We start from the raw sequence: 25,273 nt of genomic DNA on the forward strand, positions 1-25,273 counted from the left end.
TAGTCTTGATCACTAAATGCTGGGGAAGGCGAAGTAACTGTAACAGGTCCGTATCAGAAAGTGTAGGTCAGATTTTCGGGCGAAACTGCCCACACAATGTGCATTCGCACGACCTGCGCGGTATGCTTATGGTGCCGAAGGGCGGTCATCGAATTGATCCCGACAGGCGACCAATGCCACCTATTCACCGACCGGACGAATGCTCGCAATCGCCGCCACAAAATCCGCTTGTCTTGACATTCCGGACTTCGACAAGATCGCCTTGACATGGCTGCGGACGGTTTCTGCACTCAGCGACAGCCGGTTCGCCGTTGCAGAAACGTCGCTTCCAGCAGCTATCGAACGGGCAACGCGGGCCTCTGCCGGCGAAAGGTCGAACAGGCCTTGTATGACCTCGGCGCTTGGAACGCGTGAGCGGTCGACAGGCGTTACAATGAGGAAATAGGCGGCCCGGACAAAGATATCGCGGGCGCTTCCCCGCACAGGCACGAGATGGACGATAGCCGGTGCTGCGTTTTGGTGCTGCGGCAGAGGAAACGAGTGGCTGGCGTGAGCCATTTGCATCGGGTTAGCTTGCGCCCGGGAGATCGCATTTGCCAGAAGCGCGTTGCCTGCAGAATGCACACAACGGATCTGATCTCGTGCACCGATGGCGACCTGCTGCGAAAAATTCTCGAAGAGTTGGTTGCTCGCAAGTACCTTTCCATCAAACCCAAGCACTGCCGAAGGCAGTCCTGTCAGCTGAAGCGCCTCGATCGCTGCATTCATGCGCTCGAACTCCAGGCGGCTCGACATCAGCGCGGCTCGAGCAAGATGTGGGCGCAATTGGTCCAGGTAGTCGATCGACCCTCTATCCACCGGTCCCTTGACCTTCTTCTTCTCGATGGAGAAGATCAGCCTGTCGCCGCTGGGCAGCTGGATCGCAGTTGCCGCGCCAAAGCCGAAGCCATTCGGCCTCAGGAAGTCCTTGTACATGGGTTCTTCGGACATCTCGTCCTGGGTAAACAAATCGCCATCATTGAGAAAACCCTCATGGCATGCTGCAAACAAACGCGCTGCCCTGATATTGCGTGAAGACCACTTCTGCTCGTTGAATTTGTCAACCAGATCCACAATTCCATCTGAGACGAGTGAACGGCTGGTGCTGTCGGTGGCGCAAAACAGCAGCGTTCCCTCAGCGTCAATCGAACGCGCCATTCTATCCAAGACGGAGTACCAGTTTTCAGGGACAAATGCCGCTTCGTAAATCCGGTCGATGGTTTGTGCTGTGTCAGTCATAATATTTTTGAAGCTTATCGAATATTGAAAATGGCACTCAACTAACTCAAAGGTCGTTGGTTGATGATTTGTTGAAACCTATGCCTGTATTTATGCGTTTAGCAACATGCAGATAGGCGTTGCACCTGCTTAAGTAGCGTCGAATGGTGCTGACGGCAGATATTCAAGCTCGTAGAATGCTCGCCTGTCTGACCCCAGGCCCCATCGTCAGTCGCGAGTGATCAGCACATGCGCCGGCACCGCGTGATCGATGCCCTTCGGTGTCAGCATGCGCAAATCAGCGCCGGACATCATGTCCGGAGCCGCCGCTGCGGCTTCTTGCGAGACCAGGATCTCTTTTGCTGCTGCCAGCGATTCAAGCCTTGCCGCAAGATTTACCGTGCCGCCGATCGCAGTAAAGTCGCTTCGAAAGGTCGAGAATTCGCCAATTTCCACCTGGCCGGTATGTACTCCGACTCCAACGCCGAGCGCTTCGATCAATGGCTCGTCGAAGCGAGATGTCAGATTGTTCAATGCCCGAGCGCATCGCCGCTGGATGTCCATGGCGGCTGATATAGCGGCATCGGCATGACGAACAATCTTGATCGGAAAATTGAAAATCGCCATCAGACCGTCGCCCATCTGCTTGTTGACGATCCCGTCATGGGCCCAGATGGCTTGTGCACATTGATCCTGGAAGATGCTGACGATCTCGCTCAGGATGACCGGGTCTATGCGTTCAGACAGGCGGGTATATCCTCGGATGTCGGCGAACAGGATCGTGGCGGTGGCGGTAATGCGCCGCTGTTTCTTGACATACTGAAACGAGCGCTCGCAGATCGTGCAAATGTTCGGGTTCATCTTGCTTCGGGCAATGCCACAAACGCGAAACGGGATCGAGAGCGGCCCGCGAATAGGAATGGGCATGTGCATCTGGTCCCAACACCCGCGGCAGATGAGCGCGTGGGAGTTTGCGGTCGGTTCCATCCTTCGATACCTTGGCCTGTTCGGCAGTTCGTGTTGCCTAAGTCAGCTTGTCGGGCACTTTGTGATGGCTAGCTTCGCGTGTTCAATGGCGTTTGGCAATACCAACCTGGCAGGCTGGCTTCCCCGAAACATCTAGCCATGCGCCGTGGACTTTCGACGTGTCACGGCTTCGCGCCAGATGGTAAACAGCCCGGCGCTCACGACGATGATCGAGCCGACGACGACATTGATATGCAGCGTCTCGCCGAAAACCAGCACCCCGACGAAGGAACTCAATACCAGTTGCAGGTAGCCGAAGGGCTGTACCAGGACCGCATCAAGGTGATCGTAGGCCTTGATCAGGCAGAAGTGGCTGACGATCCCCGTCGCACAGAGCAGCGCCATCCAGATCCAGTCGGAAGGCGCCATGTTGGTCCAGTAGAACGGCCCGATAACAAGCATGGCGATCGCACCGGCGACGCCGGTATAGAAGAAGCTGGTCATGGTGGTGTCGGTGCGGCTGGCAAGCCGTGTTGCAATGGAATAGACAGCCATCATGCACGACGACAGGACCGGGATGAGTAGCACCTTGTCGAAGCTTGCAGGTTCCGGATTGAGAATGATCAGCACACCGATCATGCCGACACAGATCGCCGTCCAGCGTCGCCATCCCACCGCTTCGCCAAGGATTGGTACAGAGAGCATGGCGACGATCAGCGGTTGGGCGGAAAAGATCGCCTGCGAATGAATGAGGCCCGCCATCTTGAACGACGTTATTGTTACCACGATTTGCAGCGCCAGTAGCACGCCGCGAAAAACCTGCAGGTATGGTCGGTTGCTGTTTGCGACGCCCCCGACACCAAGTTTCGAACGCCCCGCCAGAATGATGGCAAACGTGCCGAATGCCCAGTAGCGGATCATGGTGATGAGGATCGGCGGATAGCTTTCGGATAGATGTTTCGAAAGCGCATCCTGTGTCGTGAAAATCACAAAGGCGAGCAGGGCGAAGAGGTAACCGGTCTGGTGAGATTTCATGGCGAACTGTTCGTATCATGTGCCGAAGCGGCGGAAGGCATCGAGCGATACAAGATCTTTCCCGCGCCGTGGTCCTTAGCGCCTGAGTCGCGCCGATGCGGCAAGGGCAGCCAAGGCGAAATCGGCCTTGCACTCTCTATTTATTAGCGTCTTGTGAGAAGTGTGCCGCGTATCAGCCCGCGTAGGGAATTGCCGAGATAGAAAGGGTAGCGCTCAAGCATGTCGGGTGTGATCCGTTCGACGGTCGCTTTCTTGGCGCAAATCAGCGAAGTCCGGAGCACACCGGCGAGGCAACCGGACGAAAGCGCTGGTGTCAGCAACTTGCCGCCGCCGGCATCCACGAACACATTGGTTATCGTGCCTTCGCAGATTTCATCCTTCTCATTAAGCAGCAGAACCTCGTCGCATTCCTGTCGGGAATATTCCGATCGGGCCTGCTCGTAAGCCTGACGCTCCGATGTCTTGTGGCGCAACAGCGGCTCGGAAGAGCTCAGGTGGGCAGACTTGGCAACGCCGACCGCCCACACGGTGTCTTCGGGAAGCGGCGCAAACGGAGAGGTCACAATCTCGCACCGACCGTCGCGAAAGAGCTCAAGCCGTATGCGACACGTCTCCGCAAGGCTTGCAACGGTTGCCTCCAGGCCGGATCTGGCCTGATCAAAGCCCGCAAAACCCAGCTTGCGGGTGGAATTGCCAAGCCGCGCCATGTGAAGGTTGAGGCGAACAATGCCTTGACCGGGCTCATAGCGCATCGTCTCGATCAGTGAAAAATTGATCATCGGCCGATCGCTTCCTCGCCGATGGCGAAACGCGCCTTGAGAAGGCACTCGGCATATTCATCCTCAGCGCGGGAATCGAAGACAATGCCGCCGCCGACATTGAAGACCGCCTTGCCGTCCTCGAACAGTGAAATCGTCCGGATCGCCACGTTGAAGCACATCTGTCCGTCAGGGGCGATGTAACCGATCGAGCCGCAATAGGCGTCTCGAGGACCGGTCTCGAGCTGATGGATGATCTCCATCGCCCGCATTTTCGGCGCGCCGGTGATCGAGCCACAGGGAAACAGTGCGGCGAAGATGTCGGCAAGCGTCAGATCCGGCAGCAACTTTGCCCGTACATGCGACACCATCTGGTGAACCGTGGGATAGGTCTCGACATCGAAGAGCACGGGAACCGACAGAGTGCCGACTTCGGTGATGTGGGAAATGTCGTTACGCAACAGGTCGACGATCATGCGGTTCTCGGCCTGCGTCTTCTCGTCTGCCTTCATGTTGGCGATGATGGCACGATCCTCGTCCGGTGAGTGGCCGCGCGCCGCCGTGCCCTTCATCGGGTGCGTCTCGATCCAGCCGTCCTTGTCGACATTGAAGAACAGTTCCGGCGAACGCGACAGCAGCACTGGGCCGCCAAGATTGACGAGTGCGCCGTATCGGACCGGCTGGCGCTCGATCAATGACCAGAAAGCGGCGATCGGGTCACCGCTCCACTCGGCCCGTACAGGCATGGTCAGGTTTGCCTGATAGCAGTCGCCCTGACGCAGATGCCAGTGCAGGCGATCGAAGCGCTCCCGGTAATCGGCAAAGCTCCAGTCCGGGCGGGCACCTTTCAGCAACGGTTCGTTTTCGGTCCGCTGGCGCGGCACGGCGAGCGGATGGTCTTCGACCGGCCGGTCGAAGACGCCGAAAGCCATCAGCGGCGTTTCACGTTTGATACCGGCAGAAGGGGCCAGCTTTTCCTCGAAAAGGTAGCCTGCCTCATAGGACATGAAGCCGACGATCCATTTTCCCTGACCGCGAAGTAGCTCCAGACGCTCAAGGCCGACGCGAAAACTCGCTGCGTCATAAGCCCGCACAAGTTCGCTCGGTTCGGCAAAGACAAGCGTGCTGTCCGCCGGGTCGTCCCTGAGCAGTATGAAAGGATGGTCTGGCTGCATGCGCATTTTCCTGGCCGGTATCAGTCAGCCTTATCAAGCGCCTCCAGTTCGTCAATAAGCCCTTCGATCATCGACAGGCCCTTGTCCCAGAACGACGGGTCAGTGGCGTCCAGTCCGAAAGGCTTGAGAAGCTCGGCGTAGTGCTTGGTTCCACCGGCCTTGAGTAGCTCGAAATATTTCTGTTGGAAGCCTTCGGCGGCATTCTGGTAGACGGCGTAGAGCGAATTTACCAGGCAATCGCCGAATGCATAGGCATAGACATAGAACGGCGAATGGATGAAGTGGGGGATGTAGGCCCACCAGCATTCGTAACCTTCCGAGATCCGGATCGCAGGGCCGAGGCTTTCCTGCTGCACTGAAAGCCAGAGTTCACCAATCTGCTCCGATGTCAGTTCGCCGTCCTTGCGGGCGGTGTGCAGCTTGCGTTCGAATTCATAGAAGGCGATCTGGCGGACGACCGTGTTGATCATGTCCTCCACCTTCTGGGCGAGCATCGCCTTGCGCTCGGCCTTGTCCTTGGTCTTGGCAAGCAGCGCGCGGAAAGTCAGCATCTCGCCGAAGACCGATGCGGTCTCGGCGAGGGTCAGCGGGGTCGAGCACATCAATGCACCCTGCTTGCCGGCCAGCACCTGGTGCACGCCGTGGCCAAGTTCGTGGGCAAGCGTCATGACGTCACGCGGCTTGCCCAGGTAGTTGACCAGAACGTAGGGGTGGGCTGATGGGACGGTCGGGTGTGCAAAGGCGCCCGGTGCCTTGCCGGCGCGGGTCGGTGCATCGATCCAGTTCTTGTCGAAGAAGTCCTGGGTGATCGCGGCCATTTCCGGCGCGAAATCCTGATAGGCCGAAAGCACGATCTGGCGTGCCTCTTCCCAAGGTACCAGCTGGGCCGGGGTCTCCGGCAGCGGCGCGTTGCGATCCCAGTAGTTGAGCTGATCCATACCGAGCCAGCGCGCCTTCATCTTGTAATAGCGGTGCGAGAGCCGGGGGTAGGCGGCCTTGACGGCTGAAGCGAGCGCGTCGACCACTTCGCCTTCGACGCGATTGGAAAGGTGGCGGCTATCGGCAATATCCTTGAAGCCACGCCAGCGGTCGGAGATTTCCTTGTCCTTGGCGAGCGTGTTGGTGATCTGCGTGAAGATACGGATATTGTCCTTGAATACCTTGCCGATCGTTGCCGCTACGGTCCGGCGGGTCTCGGGATCGGGTTCTTGCAGCTTGTCGAGCGCGGCTTCCAACGGAACCTCTTCGCCGTCGACCGGAAAGCGGAGCGATGCGATGGTTTCGTTGAACAGGCGGTTCCAGGCGGCTGCCCCAGTCTGCGACTTCTCAAGGAAAAGCTGCTCGATACGATCGTCCAGCTGGAACGGTTTTTCCTTGCGCAGGTCTTCGATCCATGGACGAAAATGACCGGCGGCCGCATCCTGTTGCATCGCGCTTTCCAGCAGATTGTCCTCGACGCGATTGAGTTCCAGTCCGAAGAACAGCAGATTGGCTGCAATATCCGTGATGGCCGCACTGATGTCGGCAAAGAACTTGCCCTTTGCCGGGTCGGTCATGTCGCCGTAATAGGTCAGTCCGGCATAGGATCCGATCCTGCCGATCAGGTCTTCCAAACCTTCGAATTCATGCAGCGCCTGGCCGAGGCCCGTCGCGCCCGTCTGCGTGCAGGCAGCTTCAAGCTTGCCCTTCCACTTATCCTGGAAGCTTGCAGCTTCGACCTTTGCTTTTTCGAGATCGCCGAGGAATTCGGGACCGTTCTGCGAGGGATAAAGGTCGGCGAGGTTCCAGTTGGGCAGTTCACCGAGCCTGCTGTCATGGCTTGCCGCATCGCCGGCGGAATGGGCGATTCCTCCGAAAACAAGGTCACTCTTGGAGAAATGGATCGGTGTCATCGCAGGTATCCTCACAAATCATACGGCCCGCTTTGTTTGATGCGCCGATGATTAAAATGCAAGTCTTTCTCAAAACGGGATTTTCAAGCCTGCGTGTCAGATTGGCGGAAATAGACCAAGAACCACAGGGAGACAGCCCGTGAACACGCACATTCTTCTGATCGATGACGATCCGGTGCAGCGACGGCTCCTCAGGCATGCCGTCGAGCGTATCGGGCATGTTGCCCACATTGCTGAAAACGGCAAGCAGGGCCTTGAGGCGCTTGCGCGGCATGGAGACAAGATCGGTATCATCATCCTCGACCTGATGATGCCCGAGATGAACGGCATTGCCTTCCTCAATGCGATGCGCGACCAGGGGATCGATACCCCGGTGATCGTCCAGACGGGACAGGGCGGCATCGAAACAGTTGTCATGGCGATGCGCGCCGGGGCTTTTGACTTCGTCGTCAAGCCAGTGAGCCCCGAGAGGATCGGCTCGGCAATCACCAACGCGCTGAAGGTCGACCGCAGCGGCGCTGCACGTTCCCCTTCCAAGGCACGCTCCGGCGCCATACGGTTTGGCGACATCGTTGCGGTCAGCCCATCCATGACACGTGTCATGGATCTTGCACGCCGCGCCGCGCAGTCTGACATTCCGGTGGTTCTCGAAGGCGAATCCGGCGTCGGCAAGGAAATGGTTGCCCGTGCGATCCAGTCCGGCAGTGACCGCGCCAACAAGCCCTTTATCACTGTCAACTGCGGCGCCATTCCCAACAATCTGGTCGAAAGTATCCTGTTCGGTCATGAGAAGGGGGCGTTTACCGGTGCTACGGAAAAACATGCCGGCAAATTCGTTGAGGCCGACGGCGGCACGCTGTTTCTCGATGAAATCGGCGAACTGCCGCTCGATGTGCAGGTCAAGCTCCTGCGTGCCATCCAGCATGGCGAGATCGAGACGATCGGCGCGCGCAGGACCCAGAAGGTCGATGTGCGGCTGATCTCGGCGACCAACAAGGACCTGATTGCCGCGGTCAAGGCGGGCGAGTTTCGCGAAGACCTCTATTATCGTCTGAATGTGTTTCCGATCACCATTCCCGCACTCCGCCGCCGCAAGGAGGATATCCCGGTGCTCGCGCGTGCCTTCGTCGAGCGGTTTGCCGCGACCCAGAAGCTCGATCACGTGCCGGAACTGACGCCGCCGGCCATGGCGCTGCTGACGGCCTTCGACTGGCCGGGCAATATCAGGCAGCTGGAAAACACGATCTTCCGTGCGATTGTGCTGGCGCAAGGTCCGCAGCTCGATATCGAGGACTTTACCCAGATCGCGGCCCAGATCCCTGGATATATATCGGCGGACGGCGAAAGCATATTCTCGGGCATTCGCGATGTCGTGCAGGTTCCCAGCCTGTCGGCTGCAGATATGCCGGGCGCCTATGCCGAATTCTCGAGCGACAGCCCGGCGCGCTTCGACGAACGGCCGGTTGCGAGAAATCATGCTGCAAGCCATGCGGTAAATTCCGGCAACTCAAGCGAGAACATTTCCTGTCTGGGCCCGGACGGTGGCGTCAGGACGATCGCGGCAGTCGAGGAGGAGCTTATTCGTTTCGCCCTCAGATTCTATCGCGGCCAAATGAGCGAAGTCGCGCGCAGGTTGGGAATTGGACGTTCCACACTTTACCGCAAACTCAAGGATTACGGGATCGATCCTGACGATCCGCTCAAGCACCAGGTGCTGGAAGACGCTGGAATCTGATGGTCCGCGCCAATTTTTTTCGACTGATTTGCCCGCCGAACGATATCGGCGGGCTTTGTGCTGTTGGTGGATGTTCGCGGTCAATGAAATCAATCAATTGCCATCAAGGTGAGTCGCGAAATTTTTCGCGCCAATTCGTTTGCGGAACAGAAAATTCGTTCACAAATCGTTGCCAATTTGCAAGGCTGAAGAAAAAAGTATTGGAAAAACTCGATAAAATGGGCATAAAGCGGCCTCTTGGTAAAAATACCTGGTTGGCGTTTATTCCTTGTTAGTGCATCGTTCACTATAGTTTTGGATATAACGTTAAGTATCGCATTCGCCATCGTCTGACCGTATTCAACCTTCAAAAGGGCGTTCGGACGGTGACCAGTGGACGGGGATAGAGTTGTATCAAACGAGAGAAACCAAAAACCGGCTTCACAAAGCCCTGGTTGGTTTGGCTGCACTCATGCGCAAGTCCGGCGCCGGGATCAAGCTCGCCATTCCGACTTTCGCGCTTGCCGCGACGCTTTTGACGTCAGGTGTTGCAGAAGCGGGACAGACCCGCGCGTTGAAGATCTATCACGTTCACTCGCATGAGAAGGCGACCATCGTTTTCAAGCGCAATGGCCGCTATGATGCCGCCGGCCTGAAGAAGCTCAACGTTATCCTGCAGGATTGGCGCCGCAAGGAGCCGACCCGCATGGATCCTCGGCTCTTCGACCTTATCTGGGAAGTCTACCAGAAGTCCGGTTCGCGCGACTACATCCACGTCATCGGCGGCTATCGTGCGCCTGAGACCAATGCCATGCTCCGTTCGCGCTCCAAGGGTGTGGCCGAAAAGAGCCAGCACGTCCTCGGCAAGGCGATGGATTTCTATATTCCCGACGTTTCACTGCGCAAGGTGCGTGAAATCGGCGTGAAATTCCAGGTCGGTGGTGTTGGTTTCTATCCGACATCAGGTTCGCCGTTCGTGCATATGGATGTCGGCGGCGTTCGCGCCTGGCCGCGCCTGCCGCGCCGCGAACTGGCCCGCCTGTTCCCCGACGGCAAGACGCTTCATCGGCCGGCCGAAGGTGGCCAGATGCCGGGCTATGCGGCCGCTGTTGCCGACTACAAGCGTCGTGTCGATTCTGACTCGATCATGATTGCCGGCGTGCCCTCCAAGAATTCCGATTCCGATAACGGCCGGCGCAAAAGCCTGCTTGCCGCGCTGTTCTCCTCCGGAGACGAGGACGAGGGCGAAATCGTCGAGGCGCAGACCCAGATGGCTGCGGCCAAGCCGGACCGCCGCGCCAAGGCGGTCGAGGAGCAGCCAATTCTGACGGCTGCCGCCGATGACCAGACGCAGATTAATGCTCCTGTTCCAAAGGTTCGCCCTGCTTTCAGCGGAGATGATCAGCAGACATTTGAGACGGCGCTACTGTCGCCGAAGAAGGATGCCGCTGCCGAGGCTATCAACGCTGCGCTCGTACCGCAGCCGGGTGATGCCGCCGCGAACGCACAAGAACAGTCAGCCGAATTCACCAATCTTGCGCAGTACCGCATTCCGGTTCCGCAGCTTCTCGGTGCCCGCAAGCGTCCTGGCGACAGCGAAGGCGACTTGATGACCGCATCGCTCGATCCAAACAGCGTAGCCGCGCTGGCCGCCGTTCCCGTGCCGGGTGCTCGGCCCGAGGTGAAGGTTGCCGATGCCGAGGATGTCGTCGTCCCGGCCGGAAACCTGAAGCCGGAAGAGATTGCGGCGCTGGCAGCCGAAACCGGTGATTCCCATGACGACGGGTCCACGGACGAAGATGAAGTCGCTGGCATTCTCGACAGCCTCGATAACGCCGATGCCAAGGACGATCAGAGCAAGCTTGCTGAAATGGCGTCGCTTGACATTTCGAAGGACACGGCAACCCGTTCGTTCGAACTTCCGGCAGGAACCGTTGTCGGCGACACCCGGCCCGTGGTGGAGAAAGCCGTCAAGGGTGGCCGTCCGAAGAAGGGTGATACCCATACGGCGTCCATCGACGACAGCATCCGTACCGAGCCGAAGCTGACGAAGAACCTGATCGCACAGTGGGCGATTACCAAGGGACGCGTCGAAGAGCTTTCCAAGCCGGTCAAGGCTCCCCGTTTCGTCAGCCGGACCATGCGCGTCCAGCCGACGGAGGTTTACTCCGATGGCTTCACGCCCAACAAGGTGAAGGTCGATCCGGCCCGCTTTTCCGGCGCTGCCGTAAACTTCCTTGCTGTGAAGAAGTTTGCCCAGTCCAACTGAGCCAGTCCAACCGAGTTTGTAACTCAGTCACAAAAAAAGCCGCCAGATCGAAGATCGGGCGGCTTTTTTGTTGTCGTGACGCCGGCGTGGCGTGACGTCTCATTCCGCTTCCGGAGCAGTCTCCAGCATTCCGAGCGCCAGCAGATAGGTCTCGAGGATGGCTTCCTGTTCCATCCGTTCGTCCTTGTCCTGCTTGCGAATGGAAATGACCTTCTTGAGGATCTTGGTGTCGAAGCCTGTGCCCTTGGCTTCGCCGTACACGTCCTTGATGTCGTCCGCGATCGTCTTCTTTTCTTCTTCCAGCCGTTCGATCCGCTCAATGAATGACCTGAGCTGGTCGCGGGCCACGCCATGTGCATCTGACATGTGTCTGCTCCTTCGATGATTCCGTGGTTTCAAAACCCCGCGGTTCAGGTGCCGCGAAAGGCTTTCGACGTCAAGTGGAATCGGTATCTTGCTCGCGCGCTATTGCTTGGGCTTGCTGGCTTCGAAGGCTGCTTTCTGGCTGTCGGTGGCCTCGCCCTGGTGAAGTTGTTTCCAGTCTTCATAGGGCATGCCGTAGATCAGTTCACGCGACTCTTCCCTGGTAAGAGGCGCGCCGGCTGCGTTGGCGGCGTCGAGATACCAGTTGGAGAGGCAATTACGGCAGAAGCCTGCGAGGTTCATCAGGTCGATGTTCTGGACATCGGTGCGTTCACGCAGATGGTTCACCAGCCTGCGGAATGCCGCTGCCTCAAACTCTGTCTGCTGCTCTTTGCTCAAATTGGTCATTGTCGCCTCCATGGGGTGCGTCAGCTCTCATAGGGGCCGGTTCGCGAGGTGTGTATCTCATACTTATGAAGTGCGGGATCGCCGTTCAATGCGGCAAAAACGGGTGCCAGCCTATCCGCCCACGCCGCCACTCCGGCTTCGTCGCCAATGAGGTCCTGGCGAACCTCCAGCAGCAGATGCGGAATGCCCTTGCGCATGCAGTGGCGGTACATCGTGTCGCCTTTGAGTGCGCCGTCATAAGGCTCATTGTCGCCGATCACGATATCGTCCATCCTGCCGAGCGCATCGAGAAGAGAGATCGGCGCACGGGGGTCGGCATCCCAGAGCACGCTTGCGTGCCAGGGGCGGGCAACGCCCTTCCAGAATGGGGTAAAGGAATGCAGCGAGATCACCAGCGGTGCCGAACCGCAGCTTTCCGCGACCGAACCGATCACTTCGGAAACGGCATCATGATAGGGCCGATGGTAGGAGCGGATCCGCCTTTGCCATTCCTGGCTGCTGATCGGGTGATTGCCGGGGACAATCGCTCCGTCCGAAATCTTCATGATCAGGGTGGGATCATCCTCGCCACGGTTCGGATCGATGAGCAGGCGCGAGAATCGGCTCATGACTGCTGGCACACCCAGCCGATCGGCCAGCGCCCGTGTCAGAGTTTCAATGCCGATGTCGTAGGCGATATGGCGTTTGAAGGATTCTGGGGCAAGTCCAAGAGAGCCATATTCGGGCGGCAAATGATTGGTGGCGTGGTCAGCCAGCAAGACGCAACCTGTCTTCAGGTCGCCAGAAATGATTTCGAAGGGGGCAAAGTCCTGCATCGGCACACTTTTTGACATTTTTATCCTGTCTTTGCATGGAGAGCGCCTCCTTTCAAGGTTGCTGTTATTGAGAGTTTGCCTCAGGACGCATATGAGTATGATTCAGCACACGCGAAGCGCAGGAGCGGTTCGCGTCAGCCGGATGCATCGGCGGCGGCAATGTCCGGATCGAATGTCCGGACGTGGTCGCAATGTGTAATATAATCGATTGAAAATGCGTTGACATTCGTTCCGGATCAACGCACAAGAGCCTCATGGCAGGTGGGAGCCAGCTGACGTCATGCTCGTAAAATCAATGACCCGTAAAGTCGACACTGCCCGAAACATCCTGTCCGGATCCTACGGGCGGCCTCCAAAGGGAATTTGGATGCGAAATTCTATTCTGGCTGGTCTTTTCGTGCTCACCTCGGCCGTTTCCCTTTCCTTCGCGGCGCCTGCGCAGGCAGAGTTCCGCGTTTGCAACGCGACACAGAACCTGGTTGGCGTGGCCATCGGCTATCGTGCGAAGGAAGGCTGGATTTCGGAAGGCTGGTGGCAGATACCGGCCACCACCTGCGCTACCCTCATCGAGGGACAGCTGCAATCGCGCTACTACTATCTCTATGCCGAAGATGCCGCCCGCGGCGGCCGCTGGGCTGGCGGCGTCAACATGTGCGTCGCCGAAAACGAGTTCAAGATTACCGGTGTACAGGATTGCTATGCGCGCGGCTTCCAGCAGTTCGGTTTCAAGGAATACGACACGGGGCGACAGGGTAGCTGGATGGTTCAGCTGACTGATACGCCCGCATCGCAAGAAAGTCAGAATTGATGAAGCGGAATAGGAAAGTCAAAATCCTGGCCACACTCGGCCCGGCGTCGGCCGAAGAGCATATGATCGAAAAGCTGCATCGTGCAGGGGCAGATGTCTTTCGCATCAATATGAGCCATGCAAGCCATGACATGATGCGCACGCTTATTGGCCGCATCCGCGCTGTGGAGGCACGTTCCGGCCGGCCGATCGGCATTCTCGCCGACCTTCAGGGTCCAAAGCTTCGCGTCGGCAAGTTCGCCAATGGGTCGGTGGAGCTCAAGGCGGGACAGACTTTCACGCTTGATAACAACGAAGAACCGGGCGACGAAAACCGGGTATACCTTCCGCATCCGGAAATCCTCGAAGCTGTCAAACCCGGTCATCGGCTTTTGATCGATGACGGCAAGCTGCACCTCAGAGCAGAGGAGTGCAACGGCACGAGCATCGTCACGACAGTCGTTGCGGGAAACAAGATTTCCGACAAGAAGGGTGTGAGCCTGCCCGACACGCTGCTGGCCATCGGTGCGCTGACGGAGAAGGATAGGGTCGACCTCGATGCGGTGCTGGCGACCGGCAGCGTCGACTGGGTTGCACTCTCCTTCGTGCAGCGGCCGGAAGATCTGGCTGAAGTCCGCAAGATTTCCAAAAACCGCGTCGGCCTGATGTCGAAGATCGAAAAGCCCCAGGCTATCGAGCGGATCGATGAGATTATCGAGCTTTCCGATGCGCTGATGGTGGCGCGCGGAGATCTCGGCGTGGAAATGCCGCTCGAGGCCGTGCCTGGCATCCAGAAGCAGTTGACCCGTGCCTGCCGCCGCGTCGGCAAGCCGGTGGTCGTTGCCACCCAGATGCTTGAATCGATGATCTCAGCCGCGGTGCCAACCCGCGCCGAGGTTTCCGACGTCGCGACAGCGGTGTTTGAAGGTGCTGATGCGATCATGCTGTCGGCCGAATCCGCATCCGGTCAGTACCCGATCGAAGCGGTGACCACGATGGCGTCCATTGCCAGCACGGTCGAGCGCGATCCCTACTATTCCAACATCATCCATGCGCAGCGGCCGCAGCCGGAAGCGACGGGCGCAGATGCCATCTCGCTTGCCGCGCGCGAAATTGCCGAGACGCTGAAGCTGTCGGCAATCGTCTGTTACACGGGGTCGGGCAACACCGGCCTGCGCGCGGCGCGCGAACGTCCCGAGGTGCCGGTGCTGGCGTTGTCGCCGATCATCGAGACGGCCCGTCGTCTGTCTGTTGTCTGGGGCCTGCATTGTGTCGTCACTGAAGATGCCTCCGACCTCGACGATATGGTCAACCGCGCCTGCCGCATCGTGCACAATGAAGGATTTGGCAAGCCGGGTGATCGCCTGATCATCACCGCTGGCGTTCCGCTCGGCACGCCGGGCGCCACCAACATGCTGCGCATCGCGTTTATCGGCTCGGACGGCCAAAGCGGCATCTGATCATTTGCGAGCAATGCGTCTTTCGACGGCGTGTGCCAGACTTTCGAGATCGCGGGGTTTTCCCGCGATCTTTTCTATTGCGGCAATCGCAAGATCGCGCGTAGTCCGGCTTGTGGCCGAGATAGCGGATCCAGTAGAGCTTGGATCCCGGAACATCGTGCTTGAGACCGGGAGAATGCGCGCCGGATGATCGCCCCTCAGCCACCCTGCCGGGTATCTTCTGCCCGTCTCCACGGGGGGGTCAGGTCTTCTGGCCGGCCAGCTTGTTGATGAGATCGAGTGCTTCTTTCTGGGCGTCCCGGTCGGCGGGATAGTATTCGAGATACTGTTGCCATGCCAACAGCGACTGTGCGTCGCGACCGCCGTCATTGAGCATGCCCGCAAGCCCGGCCAAGGCGCCGATGTGGCGCGGCTCCAGCGCCAGCACGTGGGCGGTATCGGCCATCGCCTTCGGTATATTGCCCATGAGGTAGTGGACCGTGGCGCGCCTGTTCCAGCCTTCGGCGTACTCCGGATCGATCAGCGTGACGAGATCAAGGAAATCGAGTGCGGCGCCGTAGCGCTTTGCATCGATGGACTTGGTCGCGTTGGACATCAGCAGATCGACTGTTGGGCTGCCGGAGCGGGTCAGCGCTTGGCGGATCTCTTCCGCGATTATGCTGGCCGCTTCCGGATTCCGCTCTTTCTTCAACTGGGTATAAAGTCTGCCCAGCCGAGCATCGTCGGGGGCGAGGGGCCCAAGCGGCATCTCCGCGGACTTATCGATTGTCGCTGATGTCAGGGCACGGTCAACCTGGCCGGCGAGCGCGGGGCCGGCTACAAGCACAAAGGATATCAGGTATGTAGAAAAGCGCATGGCGGACATCGTAGCCCGCCATTGCAAATATTCAACCATAAACTCGACCTGCGTCGGTACGCGGGCAATCAGCCCTGGCGTGCCTTGTAGCGCGGGTTGAGCTTGTTGATGATGTAGACGCGGCCCTTGCGGCGGACCAGGCGGTTTTCACGATGGCGTGCCATGAGCGCTTTAAGCGAATTTTTGATCTTCATTGTATTGATCCGCGAGGGTTGGCGGGTTGCCCCGATGTGACTGACAATCATAGGCGTGCTGTCTTACAAGAGCGCGCCCGAAGTTGAGGTGGGATGTAACGACAGATATAATTCATGTCAACCGCTACAAGCAGCTATTTCGCCGCGATACCCTGTTAAATCAGCACAAAAGCCGCCTTTCGGGCGGCTTTTGAACCAATCTGCCGATACGTTCAGTGTACGCCGAAAGCCGTCTTCAGCAGTGAAAGCTGCGCCTGAACCGAGTTCTGGTTGTTGGCGGTGATCGACGGTGCTTCGCTCGGGCGGTAGATCTCGCGATCCAGTACCGCAACGCGATTCTGCAGGCGAACAGACTTTTCCACGAGGTCCTGGAACTCTTCGGGCAGGTCCATCCAGCCTGGGGCAGTATGGTCTACATTGAATGTATCGAGGCGAACCTTCTTCTTTTCAGACATCACCTGATCGCGGGTCATCTCGCCATTGTTGATGGCGCGCTGCAGCAGCAGCCAGGATGCTACCTGCATGAGCCGCGTGGTCAGGCGCATTGATTCTGCAGCATAAAGGACGGATGCCATCCGCGGTAGGCTCTTCGACGCCAGGCGTCCGGCACCATCGAGGTAGGACGCGGTCTCCTCGACCAGCGACATACCTTCGGCATAGAGGCCTTTAAACTGTGCGGATGATGCCGCATGGCCGGCGAAGCTGATCGTATTGGCTCCGGATTCAAGCATTTTCGTTCCCTGTTATACGCATGACAGTAAAAGGATCCCGAAGGACTAAGTCTTGATAACAGGATGATGCCGCCTGTTTAGTCCTAGCGCAAGATGATTCTTAAGGAAGGGTTAATCTCCACAGATTGCATAAAATTCTCGTAAACTTCAGGCGATCCAGAACGTAAAAAAAGAGCCGCGAAGAGCGGCTCTCAAGGTAAAACAGGGAGAAAAATCAGAACCGGTCCCGTGTGGAAACTGTCTGAGTCCAGAAGCTCTGGATAACAATAGTAATACGCTGGAAAGGTTAATATTGAGTATAGTGATGCGCGCCAAGGCGGCTTGCCGGCACGAAGCTGTCTCCTTTTGCAGCATCCGGCGCACTGTGGAGCTGATGCGCCTGAAACTCGCCTCTTCAATTCGGCGCAATCTTCCTCTAGGCTCCCGCCACATCGTTCGGGGAGTTGATGAATCGCATGACGGGACCGGGTTTTTTCGATCGAGATGAAAGTGGAGTCCAGTCGGTCTACGGCAGAAAGCTTTCGAGTCCGATGTCCTATTTCTGGACGATGGTGATCTTTTTGATCCTGGTCGGCTTTGCCGCGGCGATTCTCTTTCGGCAGGCCCACAACGCATTCCTTGCCAATCCCGGTCTCAACAGCCTGATTCTCGGTGTTTTGCTGATCGGGATCCTGCTGGCCTTCAATCACGTGATTTCGTTGCGCCCGGAAGTTCGCTGGTTCAACTCCTTCAGGGCGGCGGGCTCGACGGAGAAAGCCGGCCGCGAGCCGGTTATGCTGGCCCCCATGCGCGCGCTTATTTCCTCGAGCAACACAGGGGCGCTCTCCACCGCCGCCCTGCGCTCCATTCTCGATTCGATTGCATCACGGCTCGACGAATCGCGCGACACGACCCGCTACCTGACGGGCCTGTTGGTTTTCCTCGGTCTTCTCGGAACCTTCTGGGGCCTGCTCGGCACCATCGGATCGATCAACACGGTCATCCAGGGACTTGACGCGGGAACGGGAGAAACCGCCGACATTCTCAATACGCTCAAGGAAAGTCTTTCGGCGCCGTTGCAGGGAATGGGAACCGCATTTTCGACATCGCTGTTCGGTCTTGCCGGTTCTCTTGTGCTGGGCTTCCTCGATCTTCAGGCCGGCCGGGCACAGAACCGATTCTATAACGAGTTGGAGAACTGGCTTTCCTCGGTCACAGACGTGTCATCCGATTTCGCGGTCGCGCCAGTGGTTGAGAGCCTGAATACCGGTTCGACGGAAGAGCTCAAGAATCTTTCCGAGCAGTTGGTGCGCATTTCCCAGGATGGCGGTTCTAGCCAGCGGTCAACTGCCGCCATGGCGCATCTCGCCGAGGGTATTCAGGGGCTCGTGCGCAACATGCGAACCGAACAGCAGATGCTGCGCGACTGGATCGAAGCGCAGCAGGAGGAATCGAAAGCCCTGCGCCGTACTCTCGACCGGCTGACGGACAAGATCGAGGAAGAGTAAGATGGCTTTGCGGCGCAAGGGCGGCCGGGAACGGACGATCGATTACTGGCCGGGTTTTGTCGATGCGCTATCGACCCTGCTGCTTTCGATCATGTTCCTGTTGACGGTTTTCGTGCTCGGCCAGTTCATTCTCAGCCGGGAGATTTCCGGCAAGGACGAAGTGCTTGACCGGCTCAACAACCAGATCAACGAACTGACGGAATTGCTGGCGCTGGAAAAGAGCGGCAAGCAGGATCTCGAGGATTCGTTCGCCAACCTGCAGGCGCAGTTGGCGCTGGCCGAAGGCGAACGCTCCAAGCTGCAGAAACTTCTCGACCAGGGCGCCGGAACGGCCGGCACCGCCGAGGCACGCGCCGGCACGCTCAGCAACGAGCTCACCCAGCAGAAGGATATCTCCGAGCGGGCGCTTAACCAGGTCGAACTGCTCAACCAGCAGATCGCGGCATTGCGCGCCCAGATCGCCGCCGTCGAAGAGGCGCTGCAGGTATCAGAAGCCAAGGACAAAACTTCGCAAGCCAAAATCTCCGATCTAGGACGGCGGCTGAACGTCGCCTTGGCGCAGCGTGTACAGGAACTGAACCGGTACCGGTCCGATTTCTTCGGGCGGTTGCGCGAGATCCTTTCGGATCGCGAAAACATCAGGATCGTCGGCGACCGCTTCGTGTTCCAGTCCGAGGTGCTTTTCCCGTCTGGTGGTGCGGAGCTTAATGAGGCCGGCAAGGCCGAGATGGGCAAGTTGGCGACCGCGCTCCTCGAGCTTTCCAGGGAGATACCCTCGGAGATCGATTGGGTGTTGAGGGTGGACGGCCATACCGACAATGTCCCGCTATCCGGTACCGGCCGCTATGCCGACAATTGGGAGCTTTCTTCAGCGCGCGCCACCTCCGTCGTGAAATTCCTGATTTCGCAGGGCGTGCCCGCCAATCGGCTGGTGGCTGCAGGTTTCGGCCAGTACCAGGCGATCGCAGAAGGCGACAGCGACGAGGCCAAGGCGCAGAACCGCCGCATCGAATTGAAGCTGACAGAAAAATAGTCGCGGCTAGTCGCGCAGCACGGCAGCAAACAGGACGGCGGCGATCATCAGGATGGCGATTTTCCAGAAATCCCGCCGCCTCTTCAGCCCAGGCAGGCCGAGTGGGCGGATAAGATGCAGGAGCATGAGCAGGATTGCCAGCAGCGGGACGATTTTCGCCAAAATCTCAAATCCTTAACCATTCTGCCACACAATCGGCGCGATTATTTCATTGGGTGAAATTCCCAACCGGCCGGCGATCCAAAGGTGCGTTGTTCAAAGCGTTGCGCGAACGAATCACCATGCTCCGTCCAATCCATATCACCCGTATATCCCACCGTCAGGCTCTGCTATCGTGCCGCGCCGGATTGGTTTCCAGTGTCGTTTCGAGAGCTCGTTCATGAAGCAAAACCTCATTTCCGTCCTCGCGTTGCTGACTGGTACGCTGTTTTTGTTCCTCGGCAATGGTCTGCATAGCCTGTTGATGCCGATGAGGGGTACGTCGGAAGGCTATTCCGAAACGGTGATGGGTTTCTTCGGCACTTCATGGGCAGGGGGGTTCGTGCTGGGGTGCATTTTTGCGCGCGGCCTGGTCAAGCGCATGGGGCATGTTCGGGCGTTCTCTGGGTTTATCTCGATCATCGCGATCACCGCATTGCTAACCGGCATTGTCGTTGAACCCAATTTCTGGATCCTGTCGCGTGCCGTCACCGGCTTCAGCACCGCGGCGACCTCGATGATCATCGAAAGCTGGCTCAACGAGCGCGCGAGCAACGAGAGCCGCGGGATGATCTTCTCGCTCTATATCTCGATCACGCTGATCGGGGTCGTGGGTGGCCAGATGACGGTGGCATTCTCCGACATCCACACGCCGATCCTGTTCATGATCGCCGGTATCTATTATTGCGTGGCCATGCTGCCGACGCTGATCTCAACGGCGCAAACCCCCAAGCCGCTCAACGAGGTGAGCCTCGACCTGACGGCGCTCTACAAGAACTCTCCGGTCTCGTTCATCGGTATCCTGCTCGTCGGCATCGCCAATGGCGCTTGGGGTACGTTGGGTGCGGTATTCGGTGCCAAGGCGGGGCTGAGCGCGGGCGATATCGCCCTGATGATGACGATCACCATTTTTGCCGGTGCAGCGATGCAGATGCCGGCCGGGCGGATGTCCGACCGCATGGACCGGCGCTATGTGCTGGCCATCCTGTCTGGCATCGCATGCCTCGCCGGGTTCCAGATGTTCGTACTCGAGCCTGCCAATGTCATCGTGCTGCTGATCCTGATCGGCGTCTATGGTGCAACGGCCAACGCGCTCTATCCGATCGCGGTTGCCCACGCCAACGACTTTGCAAAACCATCGGAGTTCATGAATGTGTCCGGGGGACTGCTGCTGCTCTACGGCATCGGCACCGTCATCGGCCCATCGGTTGGCGGCCCGGTCATGCAGTATTTCGGACCCTATGCGCTGTTTGGGGTTACGACTTCGGCACATATCCTGATTGCCGCCTATGCCATTATCCGCTCCAAGCTGCGCGCGCCCATTCCTGTCGGGGAACGCGACGCCTACTCGTCGGTTTCGTCCGGCACGCAGACGACACCGGAAAGCCTCGCCCTCAACCCGCGCTCGCAACCCTTGCCGCCCGGCGGCGAAGAGGGTAGTTTCGGGGCCCGGGACGCTGGAGCGGAGGCGACATGAGCCTATTTGACGACGACAAACAGGTCAAAAAGACGGTCCATGAGATCGGCGCGGATCTGGCAACGATTTCCGTCGAGGAACTTCGCGCACGGATAGACCTTCTTCGCGCGGAGATCGCGCGGCTGGAAGCGGAGATCGCTTCGAAGTCGTCGAGCCGGAACGTTGCCGAAGGACTTTTCAAGAAATAGTCGATACTCGATTGCGCCGGGGGTAATCAGCGAATGGATATGGCCGTGCTTCGTCATGTCAGGGCGCGACCAAGGCTGGTCTTGTGCACGCTCGCCGGCATCGGACTGTTCATGTTCTATCCGTTCGATGGCGATGCTTCGGCACGCTTGTTGTTGTCCTGGGACATTTCCGCCGGGGCGTTCCTCATTCTGACGACCTTCATGATGGTCGGCGCAACAGACGAGCAGATGCGTACGCGCGCCGAGCGTGCTGACGAAGGGCGCTTTGCCGTGCTTGCCCTGTCGGTTGTCGCTGCGGCCGCAAGCTTGGTGGCGATCATTGCCGAACTGGCAAAGACCAAGGCGGAGCATTCCGGCGATCCCGGCTTCTACATCGCCGTGTCGATCGCCACGATCGTTATCTCATGGGCGTTCATTCAGGTCATTTTCACCGAGCACTATGCCCACGAATACTACATGGAGCACAAGGGCGGCAAACGGGTGCGCAACGCCAGGGGCGGTGGCCTGGATTTCTTCGATGAGAAGAGCCCTGACTATATCGACTTCCTCTACTTTACCGTGACGATCGGCGTTGCCAATCAGACGGCGGATATCAATATTCGATCGCGCTCCATGCGCATTCTGGTGCTCATCCAATCGGTGATCTCGTTCTTCTTCAACACCACGATTCTGGCGCTGAGCATTAACATCGCCACCAGCATTGTCTGATTGGACTTGAACATCATCTTTTCTGGTCCTAGACATCGCCTCTCAAAAGCAGGACTGCAGGGGCCTCATGGACGCCAAGATCAACAAATTGCAACTCCGCAAGGCGAGGCTGGCAGCTCGCGACGAGATACCGGTTGGCGACAGGATCGAGAAAAGCCTGCTGATGGCCGATCTGGCATCCGAGATCATCGCGTTCGAGCCGGGCGAGGTGATCTCCGGCTTCTTTCCCATCAAGACGGAGGCCGACATACGGCCCCTGATGCACCGCCTGAAAGGACGTGGCGCGCGCCTCTGCCTACCCGTGGTTCTCGACCGGCATACGATCGAGTTTCGCGAGATTGCCGATGGAATGCCCATGGTAGACACCGGCTTCGGCACAAGCGGACCGGGATCGGCCGCACCGGTGCTGGACCCGGATGTGCTGCTTGTGCCGCTATCGGCCTTCGACGCCACCGGCCATCGCATCGGATATGGTGCCGGATACTACGACCGGGCGATCGCCAAGCTCTATGCCAAGGGGCGAAGCCCGCGGCTGATCGGCATTGCGTTTGATTGCCAACAGGTCGAAACCATCCCTTTCGAGGCACATGATGTGCCGCTCGATGCCGTGCTGACCGAGAGTGGTCTGCACATGTTTCAAAAGGACAAGTGAATGCGGTTGCTGTTTCTCGGCGATATGGTGGGCAGAGGCGGACGTGAGGCGGTGTGGAGCCGGCTGCCTGGACTGGTGTCCGATCTCAAGCTCGATTTCGTCATCGTCAATGGCGAGAACGCCGCTGGGGGATTCGGGATCACCGAAGACATATTCACCTCGACGATCGCCGCAGGGGCAGATGTCGTTACCACCGGCAACCACGTCTGGGACCAGCGCGAAGCACTGGTTTATGCCGACCGCCACGACCAGTTCCTCCGGCCAGCGAATTACCCTGCCGGTACCCCCGGCAAGGGATCGGGCCTCTACATCGCCCGCAACGGCGCCCGCGTGCTGGTCGCCAATATCATGGGGCGGGTGTTCATGCATCCCGAACTCGACGACCCCTTCAAGGCTGCGGAAGCGATCCTGCATGCCTGCCCGCTTGGCGAACAAGCTGACGCCGTCGTGTTCGATTTCCACGCCGAGGCAACGAGCGAGAAACAATGTTTCGGTCATTTCGTCGATGGCCGCGCGAGCTTCGTCGTCGGCACGCACACGCATGTGCCGACGGCGGATCATCAGATCCTCAACGGCGGCACCGGCTACATGTCGGATGCGGGCATGTGCGGCGACTATGATTCCTCGCTCGGCATGGACAAGGAAGAGCCGTTGCACCGTTTCCTGACCAAGGTGCCGCGTGGCCGGTTTGAGCCCGCAGGCGGACCGGCCACAATCTGCGGCGTCGGCGTCGAGATTTCCGACCGCACGGGACTGGCCGAGAAGATCGCGCCGCTCAGGATTGGCGCGAGACTTCAGGAAACGCTGCCTGAATTCTGGGCTTAGACGGTCCTCTCAACGAGGCGGTCAAAATCCTCGCGACCCCTTGAACGAGGGCTTTTGAGGCAATATAAGGCCGCATCCATAAAAATCAGAATTCTACATTGCAGGGGTGCCATGGCTGGCCATTCACAATTCAAGAATATCATGCACCGCAAGGGCAGGCAGGATTCGATCCGGTCCAAAATGTTCTCCAAGCTTGCGCGTGAAATCACGGTTGCCGCCAAGTCGGGCCTGCCCGACCCGACGATGAATGCGGCGCTGCGTCTGGCGATCCAGAACGCTAAGGCGCAGTCCATGCCCAAGGACAACATCGACCGCGCCATCAAGAAGGCGGCGGGTGCCGACGGCGAAAACTACGATCAGGTCCGCTACGAAGGCTATGGTCCGGGCGGCATTGCCGTCATCGTTGAGGCGCTGACGGACAACCGCAACCGTACGGCCTCGAATGTCCGTTCGATCTTCACCAAGGCAGGCGGGGCGCTCGGCGAAACCGGTTCGGTATCGTTCTCCTTCGATCATGTGGGCGAAATCGTCTATCCGCTGTCGGCCGGCGATGCCGACAAGGTCATGGAAGCGGCGATCGAGGCGGGTGCCGACGACGTCGTCACCGATGAGGACGGCCACTACATCTATTGCGGCTTCGAGGCCATGAACGAAGTGTCCAAGGCGCTCGAAGGCATGATCGGCGAGGCCTCGACGGTCAAGGCCATCTGGCGCGCCCAGAATACCGTTCCGGTTGACGAGGAACGCGCGCAGTCGCTGATGAAGATGACGGATTCGCTTGAGGACGATGACGACGTGCAGAATGTCTACACCAATATGGACATTCCCGAGGACGTGCTTGCCAAGCTTTCGGCCTGACCAATCCGGCAGACCAGACTTTTTGTGCCCGGACGCGCCCAGCGCGTCCGGGCATTTTCATGCGGCTTTGCGGATGAAGTCCCGCATGGCGGCGAAGTGCTCGATCGAGCGAAGACGCGTTTGGAAATCGTGCACCGGCGTCGAGATGATCAATTCGTCGGCCCCCGTGCTTTCAAGAAAGAGGGCAAGCTTGGCCCGCGCGGTTTCCGGAGAGCCGACCACGGCGCAACTCAGCGCATGCTCGACGCCGAACCGTTCGTTTTCGCTCCAGAAGCCGTCCATGCTGGCAATCGGCTTCGGAAACGGACCTCTGACATTGCGACGCAGGTTGACGAACTGTTGCTGCGACGAGGTGAATTGATAGGCCGCCTCTTCGTCAGTCGCGGCGATGACGCCCATGATGCCCACCATCGCATAAGGCTTGTCGAGCTGGGTCGATGGGGTGAAGCGTTCACGGTAGATAGCAAGCGCTTCATAAAGTGCATCCGGCGCAAAATGCGAGGCGAATGCATAGGGCAGGCCGAGCATCCCGGCGAGGTGGGCGCTATAGTGGCTCGATCCGAGGATCCACAGAGGCACTTCGGTGCCGTGGCCGGGAACGGCCAGCACCTGGGTCCCGTCTGTCGCCGGCGCCAGATAGGACTGCAGCTCCAGCACATCCTGGGGGTATCCGTTGGCGCCCGCCTCCAGGTCGCGCCGCAACGCGCGGGCGGTGCGCATATCCGTGCCGGGCGCTCGTCCCAAGCCGAGATCGACGCGGCCGGGAAACAGCGAGGCGAGCGTGCCGAACTGTTCGGCGATCACCAGCGGTGAATGATTGGGCAGCATCACGCCGCCGGAGCCGATGCGAATTCTGGATGTCGCCGCTCCTACATGGCCAATAAGTACAGCCGTGGCGGCGCTTGCTACTGCCGGCATGCCGTGGTGTTCGGCGAGCCAATATCTGGTATAGCCGAGTTCTTCTGCCCGGGTCGCCATCTGCCTCGTATTTTCCAGTGCTTCCGGTATCGAACTGCCTTCGGCAACCGTTGCGAGGTCGAGAATGGAAAATGGGATCATGATGCGGTTCCTGGGTCAAACGCCTGTCAGGCGGAGTTAGGGACTGCGGCGGATCAATTCAAGGAAGCCTTCCCCAATTCAACGGTGGCGGTTGATGGCTGCGGGCCG

General features: G+C 58.7%; 26 protein-coding genes. 12 read left to right on the forward strand and 14 right to left on the reverse strand.

The window, feature by feature from the left end:
* Nucleotides 1-180: 180 nt before the first annotated feature.
* From JJB09_RS21555 to JJB09_RS21580, 6 genes are all read right to left on the reverse strand, one after another.
* On the reverse strand, nt 181-1,278 hold the full coding sequence (locus tag JJB09_RS21555; RefSeq protein ID WP_201663146.1) for a helix-turn-helix transcriptional regulator: 1,098 nt from the start codon (nt 1,276-1,278) through the stop codon (nt 181-183).
* 207 nt (nt 1,279-1,485) lie between these two features.
* Nucleotides 1,486-2,244, reverse strand: a complete 759-nt coding sequence (locus JJB09_RS21560) for an adenylate/guanylate cyclase domain-containing protein (RefSeq protein ID WP_201663147.1) — start codon at nt 2,242-2,244, stop codon at nt 1,486-1,488.
* A 132-nt stretch (nt 2,245-2,376) separates the two neighbouring features.
* Nucleotides 2,377-3,258 (reverse strand): DMT family transporter, encoded by an 882-nt coding sequence (locus tag JJB09_RS21565; protein WP_201663148.1) that lies wholly within the window; start codon nt 3,256-3,258, stop codon nt 2,377-2,379.
* A gap of 143 nt (nt 3,259-3,401) precedes the next feature.
* A complete protein-coding gene (locus tag JJB09_RS21570) occupies nt 3,402-4,037 on the reverse strand; it encodes an aminotransferase class IV family protein (protein WP_201663149.1) in 636 nt (211 codons plus the stop codon).
* Nucleotides 4,034-5,191, reverse strand: a complete 1,158-nt coding sequence (locus tag JJB09_RS21575) for an aminodeoxychorismate synthase component I (RefSeq protein ID WP_201663150.1) — start codon at nt 5,189-5,191, stop codon at nt 4,034-4,036. Before JJB09_RS21575 ends, JJB09_RS21570 begins: the two co-directional genes overlap by 4 nt.
* A gap of 20 nt (nt 5,192-5,211) precedes the next feature.
* Entirely contained in the window at nt 5,212-7,083 is a 1,872-nt protein-coding gene (locus JJB09_RS21580) for a M3 family oligoendopeptidase (protein WP_201663151.1), read from the reverse strand.
* Between the two features lie 139 nt (nt 7,084-7,222).
* On the opposite strand from JJB09_RS21580, the gene JJB09_RS21585 reads away from it, so the two are divergent.
* Both JJB09_RS21585 and JJB09_RS21590 read left to right on the forward strand, forming a co-directional pair.
* Nucleotides 7,223-8,818 (forward strand): sigma 54-interacting transcriptional regulator, encoded by a 1,596-nt coding sequence (locus JJB09_RS21585; RefSeq protein WP_201663152.1) that lies wholly within the window; start codon nt 7,223-7,225, stop codon nt 8,816-8,818.
* A 451-nt stretch (nt 8,819-9,269) separates the two neighbouring features.
* The gene (locus JJB09_RS21590) at nt 9,270-11,066 is read left to right on the forward strand and encodes a peptidoglycan L,D-endopeptidase MepK (RefSeq protein WP_201663153.1); all 1,797 of its coding nucleotides are present in this window, start codon (nt 9,270-9,272) and stop codon (nt 11,064-11,066) included.
* A gap of 99 nt (nt 11,067-11,165) precedes the next feature.
* On the opposite strand, the gene JJB09_RS21595 is transcribed toward JJB09_RS21590, so the two are convergent.
* The 3 genes from JJB09_RS21595 to JJB09_RS21605 form a co-directional block, all read right to left on the reverse strand.
* On the reverse strand, nt 11,166-11,432 hold the full coding sequence (locus JJB09_RS21595; protein WP_201663154.1) for a DUF2312 domain-containing protein: 267 nt from the start codon (nt 11,430-11,432) through the stop codon (nt 11,166-11,168).
* 99 nt (nt 11,433-11,531) lie between these two features.
* Nucleotides 11,532-11,837, reverse strand: coding sequence for a DUF1244 domain-containing protein (locus JJB09_RS21600; protein WP_201663155.1), 306 nt, complete (start codon nt 11,835-11,837; stop codon nt 11,532-11,534).
* A 20-nt stretch (nt 11,838-11,857) separates the two neighbouring features.
* The gene (locus JJB09_RS21605; protein WP_201663200.1) at nt 11,858-12,652 is read right to left on the reverse strand and encodes an N-formylglutamate amidohydrolase; all 795 of its coding nucleotides are present in this window, start codon (nt 12,650-12,652) and stop codon (nt 11,858-11,860) included.
* Nucleotides 12,653-13,019: 367 nt separating this feature from the next.
* Here JJB09_RS21605 and JJB09_RS21610 point away from each other — a divergent pair, with 367 nt between their 5' ends.
* Entirely contained in the window at nt 13,020-13,460 is a 441-nt protein-coding gene (locus tag JJB09_RS21610; protein ID WP_201663156.1) for a DUF1036 domain-containing protein, read from the forward strand.
* On the forward strand, nt 13,460-14,899 hold the full coding sequence (pyk, locus tag JJB09_RS21615; RefSeq protein ID WP_201663157.1) for a pyruvate kinase: 1,440 nt from the start codon (nt 13,460-13,462) through the stop codon (nt 14,897-14,899). The genes JJB09_RS21610 and pyk overlap by 1 nt, the downstream gene beginning before the upstream one ends.
* 241 nt (nt 14,900-15,140) lie before the next feature.
* Here the strand turns inward: pyk and JJB09_RS21620 are convergent, their stop codons facing one another.
* From JJB09_RS21620 to rcdA, 3 genes are all read right to left on the reverse strand, one after another.
* Nucleotides 15,141-15,755, reverse strand: coding sequence for a tetratricopeptide repeat protein (locus tag JJB09_RS21620; RefSeq protein WP_246748874.1), 615 nt, complete (start codon nt 15,753-15,755; stop codon nt 15,141-15,143).
* A gap of 68 nt (nt 15,756-15,823) precedes the next feature.
* Nucleotides 15,824-15,949 carry a type B 50S ribosomal protein L36 gene (gene ykgO / locus JJB09_RS21625; RefSeq protein WP_201663159.1) on the reverse strand — a complete coding sequence of 42 codons (126 nt, stop codon included), beginning with the start codon at nt 15,947-15,949 and terminating at the stop codon, nt 15,824-15,826.
* Nucleotides 15,950-16,161: 212 nt separating this feature from the next.
* The gene (gene rcdA / locus JJB09_RS21630) at nt 16,162-16,680 is read right to left on the reverse strand and encodes a protease adaptor protein RcdA (protein WP_201663160.1); all 519 of its coding nucleotides are present in this window, start codon (nt 16,678-16,680) and stop codon (nt 16,162-16,164) included.
* A 455-nt stretch (nt 16,681-17,135) separates the two neighbouring features.
* On the opposite strand from rcdA, the gene JJB09_RS21635 reads away from it, so the two are divergent.
* Nucleotides 17,136-18,167, forward strand: a complete 1,032-nt coding sequence (locus tag JJB09_RS21635; RefSeq protein WP_425523761.1) for a flagellar motor protein MotA — start codon at nt 17,136-17,138, stop codon at nt 18,165-18,167.
* A 1-nt stretch (nt 18,168) separates the two neighbouring features.
* Nucleotides 18,169-19,200 carry a peptidoglycan -binding protein gene (locus JJB09_RS21640; RefSeq protein ID WP_201663162.1) on the forward strand — a complete coding sequence of 344 codons (1,032 nt, stop codon included), beginning with the start codon at nt 18,169-18,171 and terminating at the stop codon, nt 19,198-19,200.
* 6 nt (nt 19,201-19,206) lie between these two features.
* Here JJB09_RS21640 and JJB09_RS21645 read toward each other — a convergent pair whose 3' ends face one another.
* Complete coding sequence (locus tag JJB09_RS21645) at nt 19,207-19,362, reverse strand: hypothetical protein (protein ID WP_201663163.1); 156 nt, start codon at nt 19,360-19,362, stop codon at nt 19,207-19,209.
* Nucleotides 19,363-19,579: 217 nt separating this feature from the next.
* Between JJB09_RS21645 and JJB09_RS21650 the strand changes: the two genes are divergently transcribed.
* From JJB09_RS21650 to JJB09_RS21675, 6 genes are all read left to right on the forward strand, one after another.
* Nucleotides 19,580-20,875 (forward strand): MFS transporter, encoded by a 1,296-nt coding sequence (locus tag JJB09_RS21650; RefSeq protein ID WP_201663164.1) that lies wholly within the window; start codon nt 19,580-19,582, stop codon nt 20,873-20,875.
* Complete coding sequence (locus JJB09_RS21655) at nt 20,872-21,063, forward strand: DUF1192 domain-containing protein (RefSeq protein ID WP_201663165.1); 192 nt, start codon at nt 20,872-20,874, stop codon at nt 21,061-21,063. The genes JJB09_RS21650 and JJB09_RS21655 overlap by 4 nt, the downstream gene beginning before the upstream one ends.
* 33 nt (nt 21,064-21,096) lie before the next feature.
* Nucleotides 21,097-21,771 (forward strand): DUF1345 domain-containing protein, encoded by a 675-nt coding sequence (locus tag JJB09_RS21660; protein WP_201663166.1) that lies wholly within the window; start codon nt 21,097-21,099, stop codon nt 21,769-21,771.
* Between the two features lie 67 nt (nt 21,772-21,838).
* Nucleotides 21,839-22,423 carry a 5-formyltetrahydrofolate cyclo-ligase gene (locus tag JJB09_RS21665; protein WP_201663167.1) on the forward strand — a complete coding sequence of 195 codons (585 nt, stop codon included), beginning with the start codon at nt 21,839-21,841 and terminating at the stop codon, nt 22,421-22,423.
* Entirely contained in the window at nt 22,424-23,248 is an 825-nt protein-coding gene (locus tag JJB09_RS21670; RefSeq protein WP_201663168.1) for a TIGR00282 family metallophosphoesterase, read from the forward strand.
* A gap of 111 nt (nt 23,249-23,359) precedes the next feature.
* Nucleotides 23,360-24,106 (forward strand): YebC/PmpR family DNA-binding transcriptional regulator, encoded by a 747-nt coding sequence (locus tag JJB09_RS21675; protein ID WP_201663169.1) that lies wholly within the window; start codon nt 23,360-23,362, stop codon nt 24,104-24,106.
* Between the two features lie 57 nt (nt 24,107-24,163).
* Here the strand turns inward: JJB09_RS21675 and JJB09_RS21680 are convergent, their stop codons facing one another.
* The gene (locus tag JJB09_RS21680; RefSeq protein WP_201663170.1) at nt 24,164-25,165 is read right to left on the reverse strand and encodes an LLM class flavin-dependent oxidoreductase; all 1,002 of its coding nucleotides are present in this window, start codon (nt 25,163-25,165) and stop codon (nt 24,164-24,166) included.
* Between the last annotated feature and the right edge of the window lie 108 nt (nt 25,166-25,273).

The organism is Phytoamicus setariae (assembly GCF_016722925.1).
Classification (GTDB): Bacteria; Pseudomonadota; Alphaproteobacteria; order Rhizobiales; family Rhizobiaceae; genus Rhizobium_E; species Rhizobium_E setariae.

Bases quoted from the DNA above. Each gene is read 5' to 3' on its own strand.
- JJB09_RS21600 (WP_201663155.1), bottom strand. From the start codon at position 11,837: ATGACCAATTTGAGCAAAGAGCAGCAGACAGAGTTTGAGGCAGCGGCA.
- JJB09_RS21610 (WP_201663156.1), top strand. From the start codon at position 13,020: ATGCGAAATTCTATTCTGGCTGGTCTTTTCGTGCTCACCTCGGCCGTT.
- JJB09_RS21655 (WP_201663165.1), top strand. From the start codon at position 20,872: ATGAGCCTATTTGACGACGACAAACAGGTCAAAAAGACGGTCCATGAG.
- JJB09_RS21590 (WP_201663153.1), top strand. From the start codon at position 9,270: ATGCGCAAGTCCGGCGCCGGGATCAAGCTCGCCATTCCGACTTTCGCG.
- ykgO (WP_201663159.1), bottom strand. From the start codon at position 15,949: ATGAAGATCAAAAATTCGCTTAAAGCGCTCATGGCACGCCATCGTGAA.
- JJB09_RS21640 (WP_201663162.1), top strand. From the start codon at position 18,169: ATGGCTTTGCGGCGCAAGGGCGGCCGGGAACGGACGATCGATTACTGG.
- JJB09_RS21650 (WP_201663164.1), top strand. From the start codon at position 19,580: ATGAAGCAAAACCTCATTTCCGTCCTCGCGTTGCTGACTGGTACGCTG.
- JJB09_RS21580 (WP_201663151.1), bottom strand. From the start codon at position 7,083: ATGACACCGATCCATTTCTCCAAGAGTGACCTTGTTTTCGGAGGAATC.
- JJB09_RS21675 (WP_201663169.1), top strand. From the start codon at position 23,360: ATGGCTGGCCATTCACAATTCAAGAATATCATGCACCGCAAGGGCAGG.
- JJB09_RS21605 (WP_201663200.1), bottom strand. From the start codon at position 12,652: ATGCAGGACTTTGCCCCCTTCGAAATCATTTCTGGCGACCTGAAGACA.
- JJB09_RS21660 (WP_201663166.1), top strand. From the start codon at position 21,097: ATGGATATGGCCGTGCTTCGTCATGTCAGGGCGCGACCAAGGCTGGTC.
- JJB09_RS21635 (WP_425523761.1), top strand. From the start codon at position 17,136: ATGACGGGACCGGGTTTTTTCGATCGAGATGAAAGTGGAGTCCAGTCG.
- JJB09_RS21555 (WP_201663146.1), bottom strand. From the start codon at position 1,278: ATGACTGACACAGCACAAACCATCGACCGGATTTACGAAGCGGCATTT.
- JJB09_RS21670 (WP_201663168.1), top strand. From the start codon at position 22,424: ATGCGGTTGCTGTTTCTCGGCGATATGGTGGGCAGAGGCGGACGTGAG.
- JJB09_RS21575 (WP_201663150.1), bottom strand. From the start codon at position 5,191: ATGCAGCCAGACCATCCTTTCATACTGCTCAGGGACGACCCGGCGGAC.
- rcdA (WP_201663160.1), bottom strand. From the start codon at position 16,680: ATGCTTGAATCCGGAGCCAATACGATCAGCTTCGCCGGCCATGCGGCA.
- JJB09_RS21665 (WP_201663167.1), top strand. From the start codon at position 21,839: ATGGACGCCAAGATCAACAAATTGCAACTCCGCAAGGCGAGGCTGGCA.
- JJB09_RS21620 (WP_246748874.1), bottom strand. From the start codon at position 15,755: ATGCGCTTTTCTACATACCTGATATCCTTTGTGCTTGTAGCCGGCCCC.
- JJB09_RS21565 (WP_201663148.1), bottom strand. From the start codon at position 3,258: ATGAAATCTCACCAGACCGGTTACCTCTTCGCCCTGCTCGCCTTTGTG.
- pyk (WP_201663157.1), top strand. From the start codon at position 13,460: ATGAAGCGGAATAGGAAAGTCAAAATCCTGGCCACACTCGGCCCGGCG.
- JJB09_RS21560 (WP_201663147.1), bottom strand. From the start codon at position 2,244: ATGGAACCGACCGCAAACTCCCACGCGCTCATCTGCCGCGGGTGTTGG.
- JJB09_RS21680 (WP_201663170.1), bottom strand. From the start codon at position 25,165: ATGATCCCATTTTCCATTCTCGACCTCGCAACGGTTGCCGAAGGCAGT.
- JJB09_RS21595 (WP_201663154.1), bottom strand. From the start codon at position 11,432: ATGTCAGATGCACATGGCGTGGCCCGCGACCAGCTCAGGTCATTCATT.
- JJB09_RS21570 (WP_201663149.1), bottom strand. From the start codon at position 4,037: ATGATCAATTTTTCACTGATCGAGACGATGCGCTATGAGCCCGGTCAA.